The organism is uncultured Roseobacter sp. (genome assembly GCF_947499265.1).
GTDB lineage: Bacteria > Pseudomonadota > Alphaproteobacteria > Rhodobacterales > Rhodobacteraceae > Roseobacter.
Genome location: NZ_CANMNK010000003.1, coordinates 339,848 through 356,752 on the forward strand (window position 1 = coordinate 339,848; position 16,905 = coordinate 356,752).

The 16,905-nt window shown below is 61.1% G+C and carries 15 protein-coding genes; 10 read left to right on the forward strand and 5 right to left on the reverse strand.

Going from position 1 to position 16,905, the window contains the following annotated elements; translation table 11 throughout:
* Positions 1-5: 5 nt before the first annotated feature.
* The 5 genes from kynU to Q1A63_RS09750 form a co-directional block, all read right to left on the reverse strand.
* Complete coding sequence (kynU, locus tag Q1A63_RS09730) at positions 6-1,196, reverse strand: kynureninase (RefSeq protein ID WP_298970892.1); 1,191 nt, start codon at positions 1,194-1,196, stop codon at positions 6-8.
* Complete coding sequence (locus Q1A63_RS09735; protein ID WP_298970890.1) at positions 1,197-2,018, reverse strand: tryptophan 2,3-dioxygenase family protein; 822 nt, start codon at positions 2,016-2,018, stop codon at positions 1,197-1,199.
* The gene (locus Q1A63_RS09740) at positions 2,015-3,634 is read right to left on the reverse strand and encodes an AMP-binding protein (protein WP_298970889.1); all 1,620 of its coding nucleotides are present in this window, start codon (positions 3,632-3,634) and stop codon (positions 2,015-2,017) included. Before Q1A63_RS09740 ends, Q1A63_RS09735 begins: the two co-directional genes overlap by 4 nt.
* Before the next feature lie 371 nt (positions 3,635-4,005).
* Positions 4,006-5,064: a sn-glycerol-3-phosphate ABC transporter ATP-binding protein UgpC gene (gene ugpC, locus Q1A63_RS09745; RefSeq protein WP_298970888.1), complete on the reverse strand. Its 1,059-nt coding sequence runs from the start codon at positions 5,062-5,064 to the stop codon at positions 4,006-4,008.
* 4 nt (positions 5,065-5,068) lie between these two features.
* The gene (locus tag Q1A63_RS09750) at positions 5,069-5,860 is read right to left on the reverse strand and encodes an IclR family transcriptional regulator (RefSeq protein WP_298970887.1); all 792 of its coding nucleotides are present in this window, start codon (positions 5,858-5,860) and stop codon (positions 5,069-5,071) included.
* A gap of 236 nt (positions 5,861-6,096) precedes the next feature.
* Between Q1A63_RS09750 and Q1A63_RS09755 the strand changes: the two genes are divergently transcribed.
* From Q1A63_RS09755 to Q1A63_RS09800, 10 genes are all read left to right on the forward strand, one after another.
* Positions 6,097-7,353, forward strand: a complete 1,257-nt coding sequence (locus tag Q1A63_RS09755) for an ABC transporter substrate-binding protein (protein WP_299631370.1) — start codon at positions 6,097-6,099, stop codon at positions 7,351-7,353.
* Positions 7,354-7,506: 153 nt separating this feature from the next.
* Entirely contained in the window at positions 7,507-8,433 is a 927-nt protein-coding gene (locus Q1A63_RS09760) for a sugar ABC transporter permease (RefSeq protein ID WP_298970885.1), read from the forward strand.
* Positions 8,430-8,783: an MmcQ/YjbR family DNA-binding protein gene (locus tag Q1A63_RS09765; RefSeq protein ID WP_299405346.1), complete on the forward strand. Its 354-nt coding sequence runs from the start codon at positions 8,430-8,432 to the stop codon at positions 8,781-8,783. Before Q1A63_RS09760 ends, Q1A63_RS09765 begins: the two co-directional genes overlap by 4 nt.
* Before the next feature lies 1 nt (position 8,784).
* On the forward strand, positions 8,785-9,633 hold the full coding sequence (locus Q1A63_RS09770) for a carbohydrate ABC transporter permease (RefSeq protein WP_298970881.1): 849 nt from the start codon (positions 8,785-8,787) through the stop codon (positions 9,631-9,633).
* Positions 9,630-11,714 carry an alpha-galactosidase gene (locus Q1A63_RS09775; protein WP_298970879.1) on the forward strand — a complete coding sequence of 695 codons (2,085 nt, stop codon included), beginning with the start codon at positions 9,630-9,632 and terminating at the stop codon, positions 11,712-11,714. The genes Q1A63_RS09770 and Q1A63_RS09775 overlap by 4 nt, the downstream gene beginning before the upstream one ends.
* Positions 11,715-11,820: 106 nt before the next feature.
* A complete protein-coding gene (locus tag Q1A63_RS09780; protein ID WP_298970877.1) occupies positions 11,821-12,591 on the forward strand; it encodes an SDR family oxidoreductase in 771 nt (256 codons plus the stop codon).
* A gap of 4 nt (positions 12,592-12,595) precedes the next feature.
* Positions 12,596-13,501 carry a 2-dehydro-3-deoxygalactonokinase gene (locus tag Q1A63_RS09785; RefSeq protein WP_298970874.1) on the forward strand — a complete coding sequence of 302 codons (906 nt, stop codon included), beginning with the start codon at positions 12,596-12,598 and terminating at the stop codon, positions 13,499-13,501.
* Positions 13,498-14,103: a 2-dehydro-3-deoxy-6-phosphogalactonate aldolase gene (locus Q1A63_RS09790; RefSeq protein ID WP_298970872.1), complete on the forward strand. Its 606-nt coding sequence runs from the start codon at positions 13,498-13,500 to the stop codon at positions 14,101-14,103. The genes Q1A63_RS09785 and Q1A63_RS09790 overlap by 4 nt, the downstream gene beginning before the upstream one ends.
* Entirely contained in the window at positions 14,100-14,960 is an 861-nt protein-coding gene (locus tag Q1A63_RS09795) for an SMP-30/gluconolactonase/LRE family protein (RefSeq protein ID WP_298970869.1), read from the forward strand. Before Q1A63_RS09790 ends, Q1A63_RS09795 begins: the two co-directional genes overlap by 4 nt.
* Positions 14,957-16,855, forward strand: coding sequence for a beta-galactosidase (locus tag Q1A63_RS09800; RefSeq protein WP_299631374.1), 1,899 nt, complete (start codon positions 14,957-14,959; stop codon positions 16,853-16,855). Before Q1A63_RS09795 ends, Q1A63_RS09800 begins: the two co-directional genes overlap by 4 nt.
* Positions 16,856-16,905: the final 50 nt, after the last annotated feature.

Sequence of the window (16,905 nt, forward strand, 5' to 3'; positions counted from 1 at the left end):
TGTCATCAAGTTACCTTGTTGCGTGTCTTGTACTTTGGATCATCCCAAAGCTTTTCGTCCATCACTTTGGCAATCCGATCAACGGCGGTGCTGACGTCTGCCGCATCCAGATAGAGCGGTGTAAAGCCAAAGCGCATGATATCGGGGGCCCGGAAATCTCCGATGACGTCCAAGTGGATCAACGCCTGCATCGCGGCATAGCCCTGCGCGAAACGGAACGACACCTGACTGCCGCGCGCCTCTGGATCGCGTGGACTGGCCAGCGTGAGCGCAGGCGCTCGCGCCTCGACCTCTGCGATGAACTGTTCCTGCAAGGCAATCGAGGCGGCGCGCAGATCGTGCATGTCGACGTCTTCCCAGAGGCGCATCGCGGCCTCCAGCGCCGTCATCTGCATCACCGGCGGGGTGCCAACGCGCATTCGCTCGATCCCTGCCCCGGGCTTGTAGTTCAAGACAAAGTCAAAGGGGGCCTGATGACCCAGCCAGCCACTCAGCGCAGGCTCAATCCGATCCGCCAAATCCGGCCGCACGTAGATGAAGGCCGGCGCACCCGGCCCGCCGTTGAGGTATTTGTAGGTGCATCCCACGGCCATCTCCGCCTGCGAAGCGGCCAGATCGACCGGAATCGCCCCCGCCGAGTGTGCCAGATCCCACAGCATCACCGCGCCCTTGTCATGGGCGGATTGTGTGATGGCGTTCATATCGTGCATACGTCCGGTCCGGTAATCGACCTGTGTCAGCATCACCACCGCCACCTCATCGGTGATCGCGCCCGCGACCTCCTCCGGCGCAACCGTCCGCAGCACATAGCCCTGACCCAGCGTATTGATCAGCCCTTCGACCATATATAGGTCGGTGGGAAAGTTGCCGGTATCCGACAGGATCACCTTGCGCCCCGGGTTCAGTTTCAGGCCTGCGGCCACCGCCTGATAGACCTTGATCGACAGGGTATCGCCCATCACCACGGACTGTGGTGGCGCACCGATCAAACGGCCCACCATGTCGCCAACGCGCGAGGGCTGTTCCATCCAGCCCGCCGCATTCCACCCCTTGATCAGCAAGTGACCCCATTCCGTTTCCAGCATCTGCGAGAGATGATCCGGCATCATTTTCGGCATCGGACCCAGCGAATTGCCATCCAGATAGATCATGCCCTCCGGCAGGGCAAAGGCCTCTTTTCGCAGTATATTTGCCACCTACAGGGCCCCTCTCACGTGCCAAAGCTCCGGAAACAGTTCAACTTCCAGCATTTTGCGCAGATAGCCAACACCTGACGTGCCGCCCGTGCCGCGTTTGAAGCCAATGATCCGCTCCACCGTGGTGACATGATTGAAACGCCAGCGCCGGAAGTAGTCTTCCAGATCGACCATCTTTTCGGCCAACTCGTAAATCTCCCAATGCGTCTCGGGGTGCTCATACACCTGTTGCCACAGGTTTTGGATGCGGTCCTGCGGCTGCCATGCGGTCTGCCCGACCGGGCCTGCCAGATCCGGCACCTGCATGCGATGGCCCAGTAGATCAAGCGCCACCTGATAGAGCGAGGGCTGCGCCAGTTCCGCCTCCAACGCCGCCGTGGCTGCCGGCTTATGGGCGTGAAGCTGCATCAGTTTCGCATTGCGATTGCCGAGGATAAATTCGATCAGCCGGTATTGATGCGACTGAAACCCGGAGGAATTGCCCAGGCTGGGCCGAAACGCGGTGTACTCGCTTGGCGTCATCGTGCGCAAAACATCCCAGGCCCCGTTGAGCTGTTCAAAAATCCGCGCCACCCGCGACAACATCTTGAACGCCGGTCGCAGATTGCCGGACCGGATGGAGACCCGCGCCGCGTTCAATTCGTGAATTGCCAGCCGCATCCAGAGCTCAGACGTCTGGTGCTGCACAATAAACAACATCTCATCATGCGCCTCGGACAGCGGGTGCTGCGCATCCAAAATCGGATCGAGGCGCAGGTAGTCGCCATAGGACATGTCGCTGGCGAAATCCATCTTTGCCCCGTCGGATGGGTTGTCGGTCATTGCGGACCTCTCAGGGCAAAACGCTGGATTTTCCCAGTCGCGGTTTTGGGCAGCGCATCGATAAACTGAATGTCACGCGGGTATTTATAGGGCGCAATTTTTGCTTTCACGTGATCCTGCAATTCACTGATAAGGTTGTCACTCTCAGTTTTTTCCATGTTCAAAACCACATACGCCTGGACGATATGGCCCCGCGTGTCGTCCGGCAGGCCGACGACGGCGCATTCGGCCACGGCAGGATGCGACAGCAGTGCGGCCTCAACCTCCGGACCGGCAATATTATAGCCTGACGATATGATCATATCGTCGTTGCGCGCTGCAAAATGCAGATAGCCATCCTCGTCCATCGCAAAGCTGTCACCGGTGATGTTCCAGCCATCTTTGACATAGGCCGCCTGCCGGTCATCGGCGAGATACCGACACCCGGTGGGACCGCGCACCGCCAGCCGACCAACCGTGCCGCGGGGAACCTCCCTGCCCTCCATGTCGATGATTTTAGCCTCATATCCGCGCACGGGCTTGCCGGTACAGGCGGCCTTGTGATCATCGAAACGATTGGAAATGAAGATATGCAGCAACTCGGTGGCACCAATCCCATCCAGCATCGGCTTGCCCGTCTTTTCCTGCCAGTCATGATAGACCGGCGCAGGCAGGGTTTCACCCGCTGAGACTGCCGCGCGCAAACTGCTGAGATCAGCGCCCTCCGCCATCGCCGCGAGCATGGCGCGGTAAGCGGTGGGGGCCGTGAAACAGACCGTTGCGCGATATTTTTCAATGATTTCAATCATATTCGGAGGCGATGCGGTCTCCAGAAGTGTCGCTGCCGCACCAAAGCGCAGCGGGAATATCGCCAAACCGCCCAGCCCGAAGGTAAAGGCCAGCGGCGGCGAGCCGACAAAGACATCTTCAGGCACCACTCCCAGCACCTCGCGCGCGTAACCATCGGCGATGATCAGCAGATCCCGGTGAAAATGCATGGTGGCCTTGGGATCACCAGTCGTCCCTGAGGTAAACCCCAGCAAGGCCACGTCATCCTGCGCGGTGGGAACGGCCTCGAACTGCACGGGCTTCTCCAACGCGAGCCGGTCAAGCTCCGCATCATGGTTGGAGGTCCCGTCAAACCCCACCACCGATTTCAGAAACCCGCTCGCCTTGGCGCAGGCGGTCATTTCATCCATCAGACGGGTGTCGCACAGCGCATGGCTGATCTCGGCCTTGTCAACAATGGCCGAAAGCTCACCCGCGCGCAGCATCGGCATCGTGTTCACCACAACCGCGCCCGCTTTGGTAGCCGCCAGCCAACAGGCCACCATGGCCGGGTTATTGGCGGAGCGGATGAGGACGCGGTTGCCGGGCTTCAACCCGAGATTATCGACCAGCGCATGGGCCAGCCGATTGGTCCAATCGCTCAATTCCTTATAGGTCCGCCTGCGCCCGTTTCCGATCAGCGCGGTGTTGTCACCAAATCCGCGCTCAACCATCGCATCGGTGAGCTCAACGGCGGCGTTGAGCTGGTCGGGATAGTCGAATCCGTCCAACAAGAGATCAGGCCAGGTGTTCTCAGGTGGGAGATTATCACGGGCGAATGTGTCGCTATGGGCGGAAGGCCTCAGCATCAGGACCCCACCTCCGCCACCAGCGGGTTGCTTAGGTCTGGTGGCAACATCAAGGCTCTGATCGGGGACAGCGCCAGCAAAGCCCCTGCGGGATTTAATGAAACGCGGGCTGCGCGCCGTTCCATTCTGTCGCAAACCGAACAGATACCGGAGGTGCCCATCCATCGGAACGACGAGCGGCCCCGGCCTGGGACTGCACGTTCGAAAACCCGAAATATCCGTTGCGCCACGAAGGTTGCCCCTACCATATCTCCGGCGCAGATCGACGCCGCCCTGCCTGAAAGGTTAGGGCGAGTCGCAATTTGCTTCAAGGAAAAATATTTTATGCCTAAAATATATTTCTCAGTGGGACGTTCTGGTGGATCTTCCGCCTAACGGATGCGCAATCCGCTGTCGCGCGCGAAGACCATCGCCCGTCTCGGCTCAAATCCAATGTCGACGGTATCGCCTGCAGAAGCCCGATCATCGCCCCGTTCCTCCGCGATGATGCGCTCGCCGGTGCTGGCCACGAGGTGCAGGTAGGAAACCCCGCCCAGCGCTTCGGAGAGCTCCGCATTCAAATCGCCTTTGGTCATATCCACCTCGATGTGCTCGGGGCGAATTCCCAGGGTCACCTCGGTCCCGGCAGCGGGCAAATTCGCCGTGACCGCCACCGTGCGGCCCAGCGCGGGGACATCGACGCCCCCTTCCGCCACCACGCCATCCAGGAAATTCATCGCCGGGGATCCGATGAACCCGGCAACGAATTTGTTATCGGGATTGCGGTAGAGCTCAAGCGGTGCGCCCACCTGCTCAATCCGGCCCGCACGCAGCACCACGATCTTGTCCGCGAGCGTCATCGCCTCGACCTGATCGTGGGTCACGTAGATCATGGTCGCGCCGATGTCCTTATGCAGACGGGCGATCTCCACCCGCATCTCGACCCGCAGTTCCGCGTCGAGGTTGGAGAGCGGCTCATCGAAGAGAAACACCTCCGGCCCGCGCACAATGGCGCGGCCAATGGCCACCCGCTGCCGCTGCCCGCCGGAGAGCGCCTTGGGCTTGCGGGCGAGATACTCGTCGAGCTTCAGAATATCGGAGGCGCCCTTCACCTTCTGCTGAATCTCGGCCTTGGGCACCCCGTTCATCCGCAGACCGAAGCCCATGTTTTCCTCGACCGTCATATGCGGGTACAAAGCGTAGGTCTGGAACACCATGGCCACGCCCCGCTCGGACGGATCCATCTTGGTGACGTCGCGCGGGCCGATGTGGATCTGGCCGTCGCTGGTTTCCTCCAGCCCCGCGATCATCCGCAAGAGCGTGGATTTCCCGCACCCGGATGGCCCCACGAACACGCAAAACTCCCCGTCCTCGACCTGAAGATCGACCCCATGGATCACTTGCACGTCGCCATAGCGTTTGATCGCGTTGTTCAGCGTTACACCTGTCATTGGTTTATGTCCCTGTGTGTTGAAGGTGGGAATCCGGGAAGCGCCAGGCCTGTGCCTCATAGGCAATGGCCTCAGCTGTCCGCGCAAGACGCGGTGCCCAGGTTTCGAGTTGCGTTAGGTTGGTGGTTTCAAGTGAGCCGGTGATGGACATCGCGCCCAAAACACGACCGCGGTCGGTCAGGATCGGATGCGCGATGCAGATGATGCCTGGCTCATGTTCTTCACGGTCAAAGGCGTATCCGCGGTCTTTGATGGCTTCAAGCTCTGCGCAGAGCGCCTCTGGCGTGGTATAGGTGTGGTCGGTGAACCGGTGAAAAGACTGCTGTTTGATCACCCGCTGCAAATCGCTTTGTGGCATGAAGGCGAGCATGGCCTTGCCCACGCCGGTGCAATAGGCGGGGCCGACTTTGCCGGCATCGCTGTACATCTCGATGGGCTGGGCAGCATTTCGCTTATCGACATAGAGCACCTGCGCATTGTCGAGCTGCGCCAGATGCACAGTGTGCCCTGTCTCGGCGCTCAGACGGTCCAGATGCGGGCGCGCAATGGGGGCCAGCGAGCTTTGTGTCCAGGCGGCATGGGCCAGACGCACCAGCCGCACCCCAAGACTATAGGTCTGACGATCCGGATCATATGCCAGCATGCCCTGGCTGGTGAGGGTCTGCAGGAACCGATAGAGCGTGGCCTTGGGAAAATCGCTGGCTTCGAGCAAGGTCGCAAAGCGCACAGGCCGCCCGTAGGCTGCCACCTGATCCAGCACATCCAAAGCTTTGCCAACGGTTCCGTCGCCGGACATAACCGGTATCCTCCCAACTCAATCACAGCCTCGCTTTTCGGAAATACTCTTAAGCATCAGATGCTTAAGCTCAAAACCGCCTCCCGGAGCGCTGTGCGTGCTCTGCAGTTTCCCAAAGAACACTGTTGACAGTCTATGCAGATTGCAGTGTAGTTTTCAATATATAAAACTAGGTTTCAAATAATGGAACCTCAAAACAGTTTTCATATCTGAACACGCATCTTAGGGAGGACACCATGCGTTTCACCACCAAATCAATGCTCATGGCATTGGCGGGATCGACCATGCTTGCAGGCGCGGCTCACGCCGAGCTGACGGGCGATCTGAAGATTTTCCTCGACACCTCGAACCCTGCCCCCCGGGCGACCATGGAAGCGATGATCGCAGACTTCCAGGAGCTGCACCCCGACCTGAGCATCGAAACCACCATCATCGACCGGGACGCGTATAAGACGCAGATCCGCAACTTCCTGACGGCGGATTCGCCCGATGTTGCGACATGGTACGCGGCCAACCGGATGACGCCTTTTGTGAACGCCGGGTTGTTCGAAGACGTCTCGGACCTCTGGGAGGAGCCCGAGATCGCTGAGGCCCTCGCCTCCACCAAGGGCGCGATGACCATCGACGGCAAGCAGTGGGGTGTGGCTTACACCTACTACCAATGGGGTGTTTACTACCGCAAAGACATCTATGAAGAGCTGGGTCTGAACGAACCTGCGAACTTCGGCGAGATGAAGTCCAACTGTCAGGCGGTCCTTGATTCAGGTCGCAAGTGCTACACGATCGGCACCAAGTTCCTCTGGACCGCAGGCGGCTGGTTTGACTACCTCAACATGCGGACGCATGGCTTTGATTTCCATATGGAATTGGCGCAAGGCAAGGTCAAATGGACCGATGATCGCGTCAAGCAGACCTTCGCCAACTGGCGCGAGCTGATAGACATGGGCGCCTTCATCGACAACCACCAGAACTACAGCTGGCAGGAATCGCTGCCCTTCATCGTGAATGGTGAGGCTGCGGCCATCCTGAAGGGCAACTTCGCCGTAGCCCCGCTGCGCGAAGCCGGTCTGGATGACAGCAAGCTGGACTTTTACCAGTTCCCTGAAATCACACCCGGGATCGCTCTGGCAGAAGACGCGCCGACGGATACCTTCCACATCCCGGCCAACGCATCCAACAAGGAAGCGGCCCGCGAGTTCCTGCGCTACGTAGTTTCGGCCAATGTCCAGACCGAGATCAACAACGGCTCGAACCTCGGACAGCTGCCGGTGAATGCGCAATCCGCAGTGGATGACGACAAGTTCCTCAACGAGGGCTTTGCCATGTTGTCGGAAAACTCTCCGGGGGGCGTGGCGCAGTTCTTTGACCGCGATTTCCCGGCGGAAATGGCCAACGAAGCCATGCAGGGCCTGCAGGAATTCATGGTCTTCCCCGACAACCTCGACGACATCCTAAACCGTCTGGATAAGGTTCAGGAGCGCGTCTACAAGTAACGACCAACTGGCCGGGCGGCTCCCAAACGCCCGGCCAGTTTCCGACCCATTCGAGAGTATGGCCCGCGCCCTATTGCCGAATGCGCCGCGACACCGACCGCATGCCCTGTACGATCATGGCCGCATGCCCTGCCTGACTGAGGAGACCCGTCGATGACAGCACTGGACCCCACAAACACGCCCGCGCCATCGCAGCGGAGTTGGTACAAACGCAACGAGATTGCCGTCACCCCCTGGCTGTTTCTCGCGCCCGCGATCCTGTTCTTTGCCTTTTATGTGATCTGGCCGATCTACCAGTCGATCGCGATTTCCTTTTACGACTGGGACGGCTTGGGCGACGCAACATTTGTCGGCATGGCAAACTACGCCGAACTGATGGAGGACAGCGCCTTCGAAGTGTCGCTCTGGAACAACCTCAAATGGCTGCTGCTCTACCTGCTGGCCATTCCCGGCGGACTTTTCATCGCGCTGTTCCTGAACCAGACGGTGACGGGCATCCGCATCTACAAATCCCTCTTCTTCTTCCCCTTCGTGCTCAGCCAGGTGGTTGTGGGCCTGGTGTTCTCCTGGTTCTACCTGCCCAACGAGGGGCTGCTGAACGGGGTCCTGGGGCTGGTGGGGCTGGGGCCGGTCAACGTGCTGGGCGATCCGACTCTGGCGACCTACGGCATCATCGCGGCTGGCCTCTGGCCGCAAACGGCTTATTGCATGATCCTCTATCTCACCGGCCTCAACGCCGTTGACCCCGAGCAGATCGAAGCGGGCCGCCTTGATGGGGCCAAGGGCTGGCGGATGCTCTGGTTCATCATCATCCCACAGCTGAAACCTGCGACCTTCATCGCCTTCGTGGTGACGATCATTGGCGCCCTGCGGAGCTTTGACCTGATCTCGATCATGACCAATGGCGGCCCCTTCGGGCAGACCCGCGTGCTGAGCTTCTACATGTTCGAAAAGGCGCTCAGCGAATACGGCTTCCGCATGGGGTATGGCGCGGCCATCGCCGTGATCCTCTTCCTGATCATGCTGATCTTCATCGCCTACTTCCTGTGGTCCATGTGGCGCGAGGAGAAAGGCCGATGAGCTTTCGCAGACGTGTTGACATGATCTGCGGCGACCTGCCCGGGGCGGAGAAATCCGACCCCTGGGGCGGCGGCCACGACGCCTGGAAAGTGGGCGGCAAGATGTTCGCCTGTATCGGATCATCGGCACCGGGGATTTCCGTGAAAACCCCGGACATCGAAACCGCAACAATGCTGATCGAGGCCGGTGTGGGCAACAAGGCGCCCTATTTCCACCGCAGCTGGATCAACCTGCCGGAAAAAACAGAAGATGGCGAATTGCGCCATAGGCTCTGCACATCCTACGACATTGTGCGCGCCAGTCTGACCAAAAAAGCGCAAGCAGCGCTGCCCGCCCGCGAGGAGGCCTGAGATGTTCCCGACACCGATTGAGAAAACCCCCCGTTCCTGGCAGCTGACCTATCAGTCGCTCTTGCCGATTGCCCTGATCATGTGGCTCCTGCCGCTGATTGCCGTGGCCGTGTTTTCAGTCAAACCGGCGGTGGATTTCACCCAGGGCAACTACTGGGGCCTGCCCTCGTCGTTCGAGATGTTCAACAACTACGGTCAGGTATTCTTCAACTCCGACATGCCGCGTTACATGCTGAATTCGGTGCTGATCACGGTGCCCACGGTCATTGGCGCGGTGGCTCTGTCCTGCCTCGCCGGGTTTGCCCTTGGCGTCTACAAGTTCAAATCCAACATCTGGATCTTCTTCATGTTCGTGGCGGGCAACTTCGTGCCCTTCCAGATCCTGATGGTGCCGGTGCGCGACCTGACGCTCGACATGGGGCTCTACAACACCAAGACCGGCTTGGTCCTCTTTCACGTGGCCTTCCAGACCGGATTCTGCACGCTCTTCATGCGCAACTTCATCCGCGCCCTGCCCTATGAATTGATCGAAGCTGCCCGTGTCGAAGGCATCGCGGAGTGGAAGATTTTCTGGTATGTGGTGATCCCGCTGATGAAACCCGCGATTGCGGCGCTCTCGGTGCTGATCTTCACCTTCATCTGGAACGATTACTTCTGGGCGGTGGTGCTGACGCAGGGCCCTGAAAGCCAGCCGGTCACAGCGGGGATCACCAGCTTCAACGCGCAGTTCCGCGCCGCCTATCATCTGATGAGCGCGGGCTCCATCGTCGCCGCCCTGCCGCCGGTGCTGATGTTCTTCCTGATGCAACGGCACTTTATCGCCGGTCTCACCCTCGGAGCCGTAAAGTGACACAATGCTGGCGGCTGGACGACGAGCGTCAGACACTGGCGCTCGCCTCTTCCGGTGGGCGCTGCCCACAGGTTGTTTATTGGGGCGCACCGCTGCCCGCGGGAGAAGACCTGACGGCGATCACCCGCATCAGCACGCTTGATGTTACGGGTGGCATGCTGGATGAAAATCCTGATCTGTCACTCTGTCCGGAGGCCTCTCGCACCTTTCCCGGCCAGCCCGGGCTGATCGTCCGCGATCAGGACGGCACACCGCTCTTGCCGAAATTCCATCTCGATGGTGTCGAAGTGCGCCCTGACGGGCTGACAGTGATCTGCAAGGATCAGGGGAACCGTCTAACTTATACTGCGGACTTTGCGCTTGATCCCGAGACCCACGTCATCGCGATGACGGCGGCACTCTCGGCAGATCGCCCGCTGCATCTGCACTGGCTGGCGGCCCCGGTGCTGCCTGCGCCGCAGCATGCCAATGACATGATCGATTTTGCCGGGCGCTGGTGTGGTGAGTTCCAGATGAACCGCACCGCCTGGTCGCCCGGCATCCGCTACCGCGAAAACCGCACGGGCCGCACCGGGCACGAACACTTCCCCGGCCTGATCGTCCCGTGCCAGGCAGCCACCAACACCAGCGGCGAGGCCTTTGCCTTTCACTATGGCTGGTCTGGTGGTCACCGCATGATCGCCGAAGAACTACCCGACGGGCGCCGCCAGATCCAGTTCGGCCATGCGGCGCGCATGGAAACTTCCCCCTCGACGGAATTCCGCACCGCACCGCTCTATGCGGTCTATTCGTCGGATGGCTTGAACGGCTGCGCGGTGTCTTTTCAGCGGCATCTGCGCGACCGGGTGGTCACCTGGACCAAACCGGGACGCCCGCGCCCGGTGCATTACAATTGCTGGGAAGCGGTCTATTTCGCCCATGACCTGCCCGTGCTGAAAGACATCGCCACCCGCGCTGCCAAGCTTGGCGCGGAGCGTTTCGTGCTGGATGATGGCTGGTTCGGGCAACGCGACGATGACACCTCTTCCCTGTCCGATTGGGAAGTGGATCCGCGCAAATACCCTGATGGTCTCGGCCCGCTCATCGACTATGTGCATGGGCAGGGCATGAGCTTTGGCATCTGGTTCGAGCCGGAGATGATCAACCCCAATTCAAATATTCACCGCGCCCATCCCGATTGGGCGCTGGGGTCGGAGGATCAGGTGCTGGGCCGCCAGCAAAAGGCGCTGAATATGGCGCTGCCGGAAGTGCGTGATTTCCTCTACGAGCGGATTTCCAAGCTGCTGTCCACCCACCCCATCGACTACATCAAATGGGACCACAACCGCGTGCTGCCGATGCCGGATGCCGCGCAAACCCGCGGGTCTTATGCGCTGATCGACCGGTTGCGCGCGGATTTCCCGGATGTAGAGATTGAAAGCTGTGCCTCGGGTGGCGGACGCATTGATTTCGGCATCCTCAGTCGGACACAGCGGGTGTGGCTGTCAGACAGCAATGACGCGCTGGAGCGGCTGAAAATGCAGCATAATGCGTCGATCTTCATGCCCTCTGCCGTGACCGGCAGCCATGTGGGTCCGCGCAAATGCCACACCTCCGGTCGCGTGCTGGACATCGAATTCCGCGCATGGGTCGCGGCGCAGCGGCATATGGGGTTTGAGATGGACCCGCGCGAACTGACCGATCACGAGGCACGCGTGCTGGCGGATGTCACCGCCTGGTGGAAGGACAACCGCGACTGGATGTATACAGCGGATATTCTGCGGCTGGACGCTTCTGACCCTTCGGTTATCGCCGAACAGCAGCAGGCACGGGACGGCAGCCGCTTTGTGGTCTTTTCCGGCAAATCGGGCACCTCACCGCAGATTGCACCGCGCCCGCTGCGGCTGACGCGCCTGGAACCGGACGCGCAGTATGAAATCAGCCTGCGCAACCGCGCCTCCGCCACCGTGCTGTCGCGCGGCAATCTGGCGCTCAAAGAAGGCCCGCTGACGCTGACGGGGGCCGCGCTCATGCACAACGGGGTGACCCTGCCATGGAGCTTCCCCGAGAGCATGTGGGTGCTGGAGGGCAAGCGGCTGTGACACAGATCAACGGAACGCCATTTCGCTTGAATATCATCGACCTTCGGGGCACATCGCTGCCATCACCTGCACCATCCTGCCTTCGGGCAATAACCGGGACAGTATCATGACAAAGACCGCAAGTTTTCACGATCTCGACGGTGCCTCGATCTATATCACAGGGGGCGGATCGGGCATTGGGGCGGATCTCACCGATGGCTTCCTAGCCCAGGGCGCCAACGTCGCTTTCATCGGTCGCTCCGATGCCAGCGCCTTCGTGGCCGAAATGACCGAAAAACACGGACGCGCACCACTGTTTTTCCAGGGCGACATCACCGATACGGACGGTCTGCGCAAAACGATCGCTGCGGCGGAAGAGGCCCACGGCCCCATTGACACGCTGGTCTCCAACGCCGCCAATGACCGCCGGCACAACTGGCTGGAGCTGACGCCGGAGGATTGGGATTTTCTGTTGTCGGTCAACCTCAAGGCCTATTTCTTTGCCGCACAAGCGGTGGCGCCTGCCATGATCAAACGGGGCTCCGGCGCGATCATCAACTTCAGCTCGATCAGCTATATGATGGGCAACGCGGGCTACCCCGCCTACACCAGCGCCAACGGCGGCATCACCGCCATGACCCGCAGCCTGGCGCGTGAATTGGGCCCCGATGGCATCCGTGTGAACGCGCTAGCACCGGGCTGGGTTCTGACGGAAAAGCAATTGGACAAATGGGCGACACCGGATGCATTGGCGGCCCATCTGGAACGCCAGTGCCTCAAGACCCACCTTGAACCGCAGGACATTGTCGATGCGGTGCTGTTTCTGGCCTCGAACACCAGCAAGATGATGACCGGGCAGTGTATGGTTGTGGACGGCGGCGTGGTCACCACAGGATGAGCGCATGAGCCAGACCATAGCACCTGACTGGATCGCGGTGGATTGGGGCACAACCAATCTGCGCGCCTTTGCGATGCAGGGGGGGGCGGTGCTGGCGCGGGCGCAATCCGACGACGGCATGGGCCGGTTGCAGACGGAAGAGTTTGAACCTGCGCTCCTGCGGCTCATCGGCGATTGGCTGACCGGCGGCCCCGTGCCGGTGATCGCCTGCGGCATGGTCGGATCGCGCCAGGGCTGGGTCGAGGCGCCCTACCGCTCGGTGCCCTGCACCCCCCTGGCCGAAACCCTGACCACGGCCCCCACCACCCAAGGGTTGAAAGTGCGCGTTGTCTCTGGCCTGTCCCAGGCCAGCCCCGCGGATGTCATGCGCGGCGAGGAAACGCAGATAGCCGGGTTCCTGCATCTCAACCCGGGCTGGGACGGCGTGCTCTGCCTGCCCGGCACACATACGAAATGGGTGCACCTGAGTGCCGGTGAAGTTGTCAGCTTTCAAACCTTCATGTCGGGTGAGCTCTTTGCGCTGATCAGCGACGGATCGGTTCTGCGCCATTCCCTGGCTGAGGACGGGTGGGAGAACGCCGCCTTTGATGCGGCAGTCAGCGATGCCATGGCCAAGCCCGAACGCTTTGCCGCCCGGCTCTTTGGGTTGCGCGCAGATCACCTGTTGCATCAGACCCCTGCGGCCAGCACCCGCGCGGCGCTGTCGGGGTTTCTCATTGGTGCAGAACTCGCCGCTGCCCGCCCCTATTGGCTGGGTCAGAACGTTGCCATATTGGGCACGGGCGATCAGGCCCGCGCCTACCAATCGGCCCTGCGCCCCCAAGGCGTTGAGGCAATGCTTGTCGATACGGAACGAACAACCCTTGCCGGGCTGACCGCCGCTTATAGAAACGCAAAGGCTCTCACATGACACTGCCCCTGATCGCCATTCTGCGTGGCATTACTCCGCCCGAGGCCCCCACCATCGCCGAGGCGCTGCTGGACGCGGGCATCACCCAGATCGAAGTGCCACTAAACTCACCCGATCCGCTGGAAAGCATCGGCAGCCTGGCGCGCGCATTCGGCGACCGGGCCCTGATCGGTGCCGGTACCGTTTTGACGGTGGCGGAGGTGGATGCCGTCGCCAACGCGGGGGGCAAGCTGATTGTATCGCCCAACTGCGATGTCGCGGTGATCCGCGCGACCAAGGCTCTTGGCATGCAAAGCTGGCCCGGCGTCTTCACCCCCACCGAAGCTTTCGCGGCCCTGCACGCAGGTGCTGACGGACTGAAACTCTTTCCGGGCGCGATGGCGGGCACCGCTGGTCTTGCGGCGATGCGCCCGATCCTGCCCAAGGGCACGCTGGTCTTTGCCGTCGGCGGCGCAGGTCCGGAGAATTTTGACGAATGGATTGCCGCCAGTGCGGATGGCTTCGGGTTGGGATCGGCCATCTACAAACCGGGACTGACCGCGCAGGATGTGGCTGACCGAGCCCGGAAAATCGTTGAGGCCTATAAACAGGCCACCGCGTGACGTTTTCGGTCCATGATGCCCGGCGCTGCCAGCTGGGCGAAGGGCCGCTGTGGCATCCGCTGCGCCAGCAGCTTTTCTGGTTTGATATTATCGGTCAGAAACTCCTGAGCCAGTCAGGCGCAGACCCGTTGGAATGGCCATTCGACGAAACGGTTTCCGCTGCCGGTTGGATCGATGCCGATACCCTGCTGATCGCCTCGGCCACCGGGCTGTGGCGGTTTGACCTGATCACCGCTGAAAAGACCCGCATCGTTCCGTTGGAGCAAGGCAATTCCGTCACACGCTCCAACGACGGGCGCGCAGATCCCTGGGGCGGGTTCTGGATTGGCACCATGGGCAAGAATGCCGAAGTCGGGGCTGGCGCAATCTACAGGCTCTACCAAGGGGAGTTGCGGAAGCTTTTTGGCGAGATCACCATCTCCAACGCCATCTGCTTTGCCCCCGACAGAAACTTTGCCTATTTCGCCGATACCGCGCAGGCGCAGGTCATGCGCGTGCCGCTGGACCGCAATGGCTGGCCCGATGGCGCACCGCAGGTGTTCCTTGATCTCAGCGCCGAAGGTCTCAACCCTGACGGGGCCGTAGTGGACAAAAACGGGGCGCTGTGGATTGCCCAATGGGGCGCAGGACGCGTCGCGGCCTATTCTCCAGATGGCACATTCCTGCAAGCGATCGAGCTGCCCGCAGCGCATACCACCTGCCCGGCCTTTGGTGGCGCGGATCTGACCACGCTCTACGTCACCAGCGCCATGCAGGGGCTGGAAACGGCGCATCTGGCGGCGGAAAAAGCCCACGGGCAAACCTTTGCGATCCCCGGCGTTGCGCAGGGGCTGGCAGAACCACGGGTGATCTTATGAAACGTGCGTTGGGCACCTGCTACTATCCCGAACACTGGCCGGAAGAGATGTGGGCGCAAGATGCCGCCAATATGATCGCGGCAGGCATCACCTGGGTCAGGATCGGCGAATTTGCCTGGAGCCGGATGGAACCCACACCCGGCACCTTTACCTTCGACTGGCTGGATCGCGCCATCGACACGCTGAGCGCTGCGGGCCTGAAGATCATCCTCGGCACGCCCACCTGCACCCCGCCACGCTGGATGCTGGACAGGTTTCCCGACATGTTGGCCGTTGACGCGCAGGGGCAGCCGCGCAAGTTCGGCTCCCGGCGGCATTATTGCTTCAGCCACGCAGGCTACCGCGCGGCCAGCGGCCGGATCGCCGAGGTTCTGGGAGATCGCTACGGTCGCGACCCGCGCATACAGGGCTGGCAGATCGACAATGAATATGGCTGCCATGACACGGTCCTGTCCTATTCGGACGCCGCGCGGGAGGCGTTCCGGCTATGGTTGCGGAACCGGTATGGCGACATCGATGCGCTGAACGCGGCCTGGGGCAATGTGTTCTGGTCGATGGAATACCGCGGTTTCGATGAGATCGACCTGCCCAATCTCACAGTGACGCAGGCCAATCCGAGCCATGAACTGGCCTTTCGCCGGTTCAGCTCCGATCAGGTGGTGGCCTATCACGCGGTGCAGGTGGCCGCCCTGCGCGCCCGGACCGATGCGCCGCTCATTCATAATTACATGGGTCGGGTGCTGGATTTCGACCACTTCGATGTCGGGGCCTCGATTGATATCGCCAGCTGGGACAGCTACCCCATCGGATTTCTGTCCGACCGGCTGGAGGGCAGCGCGGAACACAAGGCGCGCTACCTGCAACAGGGCGACCCGGATATGCAGGCCTTCCACCATGATCTCTACCGCGCCGTTGGCAAGGACGGGCGCTGGTGGGTGATGGAACAACAACCCGGCCCGGTGAACTGGGCCCCGCACAACCCCGCGCCCCTGCCGGGCATGGTGCGGCTTTGGAGCTGGGAGGCGTTTGCCCATGGCGCCGAGGTCGTCAGCTACTTCCGCTGGCGTCAGGCGCCCTTTGCACAAGAGCAGATGCATGCCGGATTGCGCCGCCCCGACGATGCCCCGGCGCCCGGATTGGCCGAGGCGGCGCAGGTCGCGCAGGAAATGGCGCAGATGCCGGATGTCGCGGTCAAGAAAGCACCGGTTGCGCTGGTTTTCGACTACCCGTCTGAATGGGCCTGGGTCACGCTGCCGCAGGGCGACGGGTTCAGCTATTTCCGCCTGATGCTGGAGGCGTATCGCGCCCTGCGGCGACAGGGTCTTTCGGTTGATATCATTCCCTCGACAGTCGACGATGTATCAGACTACGCCATGGTTCTGGCGCCCGGTCTGGCCCATCTGCCTGATGCTTTGAAAACAGCTTTGACGGGGACCGTCGCCCTGCTTGGCCCGCGATCCAATGCGGTGACCGAAGAGCTTTGCATACCGGTGCCCATGGGACCGGATCTGCCGGGTCTGGATACCACTGTGGCGCGGGTTGAAAGCCTGCCGCCGGACGTGACCCGGGCGGTCAAGGGCGGTGGCACGATCCAGCATTGGATGGAAATGCTGGAAGGACAGGCCGCGACGCGTTTCGAGACGGTCACGGGTGACGCCATCCTAAAAAGCGAAGGCGCGCTGCACTATCTGGGCGCCTGGCCGGATGAAGCACTCTGGGACCGTATCATTGTAGATCTGGCGGAACAGGCAGGCGTCGAGACGCGAGAATTGCCCGAAGGATTGCGCCTTAGGGATACACAGACCCATCTTTTTGCCTTTAATTATAACTCCGATACGGTCTTGTTTGACGGTGTGCAAATCCCCCCTGCCGGTGTGCATTGGTGGACGCGCTAGAGCGTTTCGGCTTTAACTTGAAGTACTTGGGCGCAGCCTCTCCCGACAGG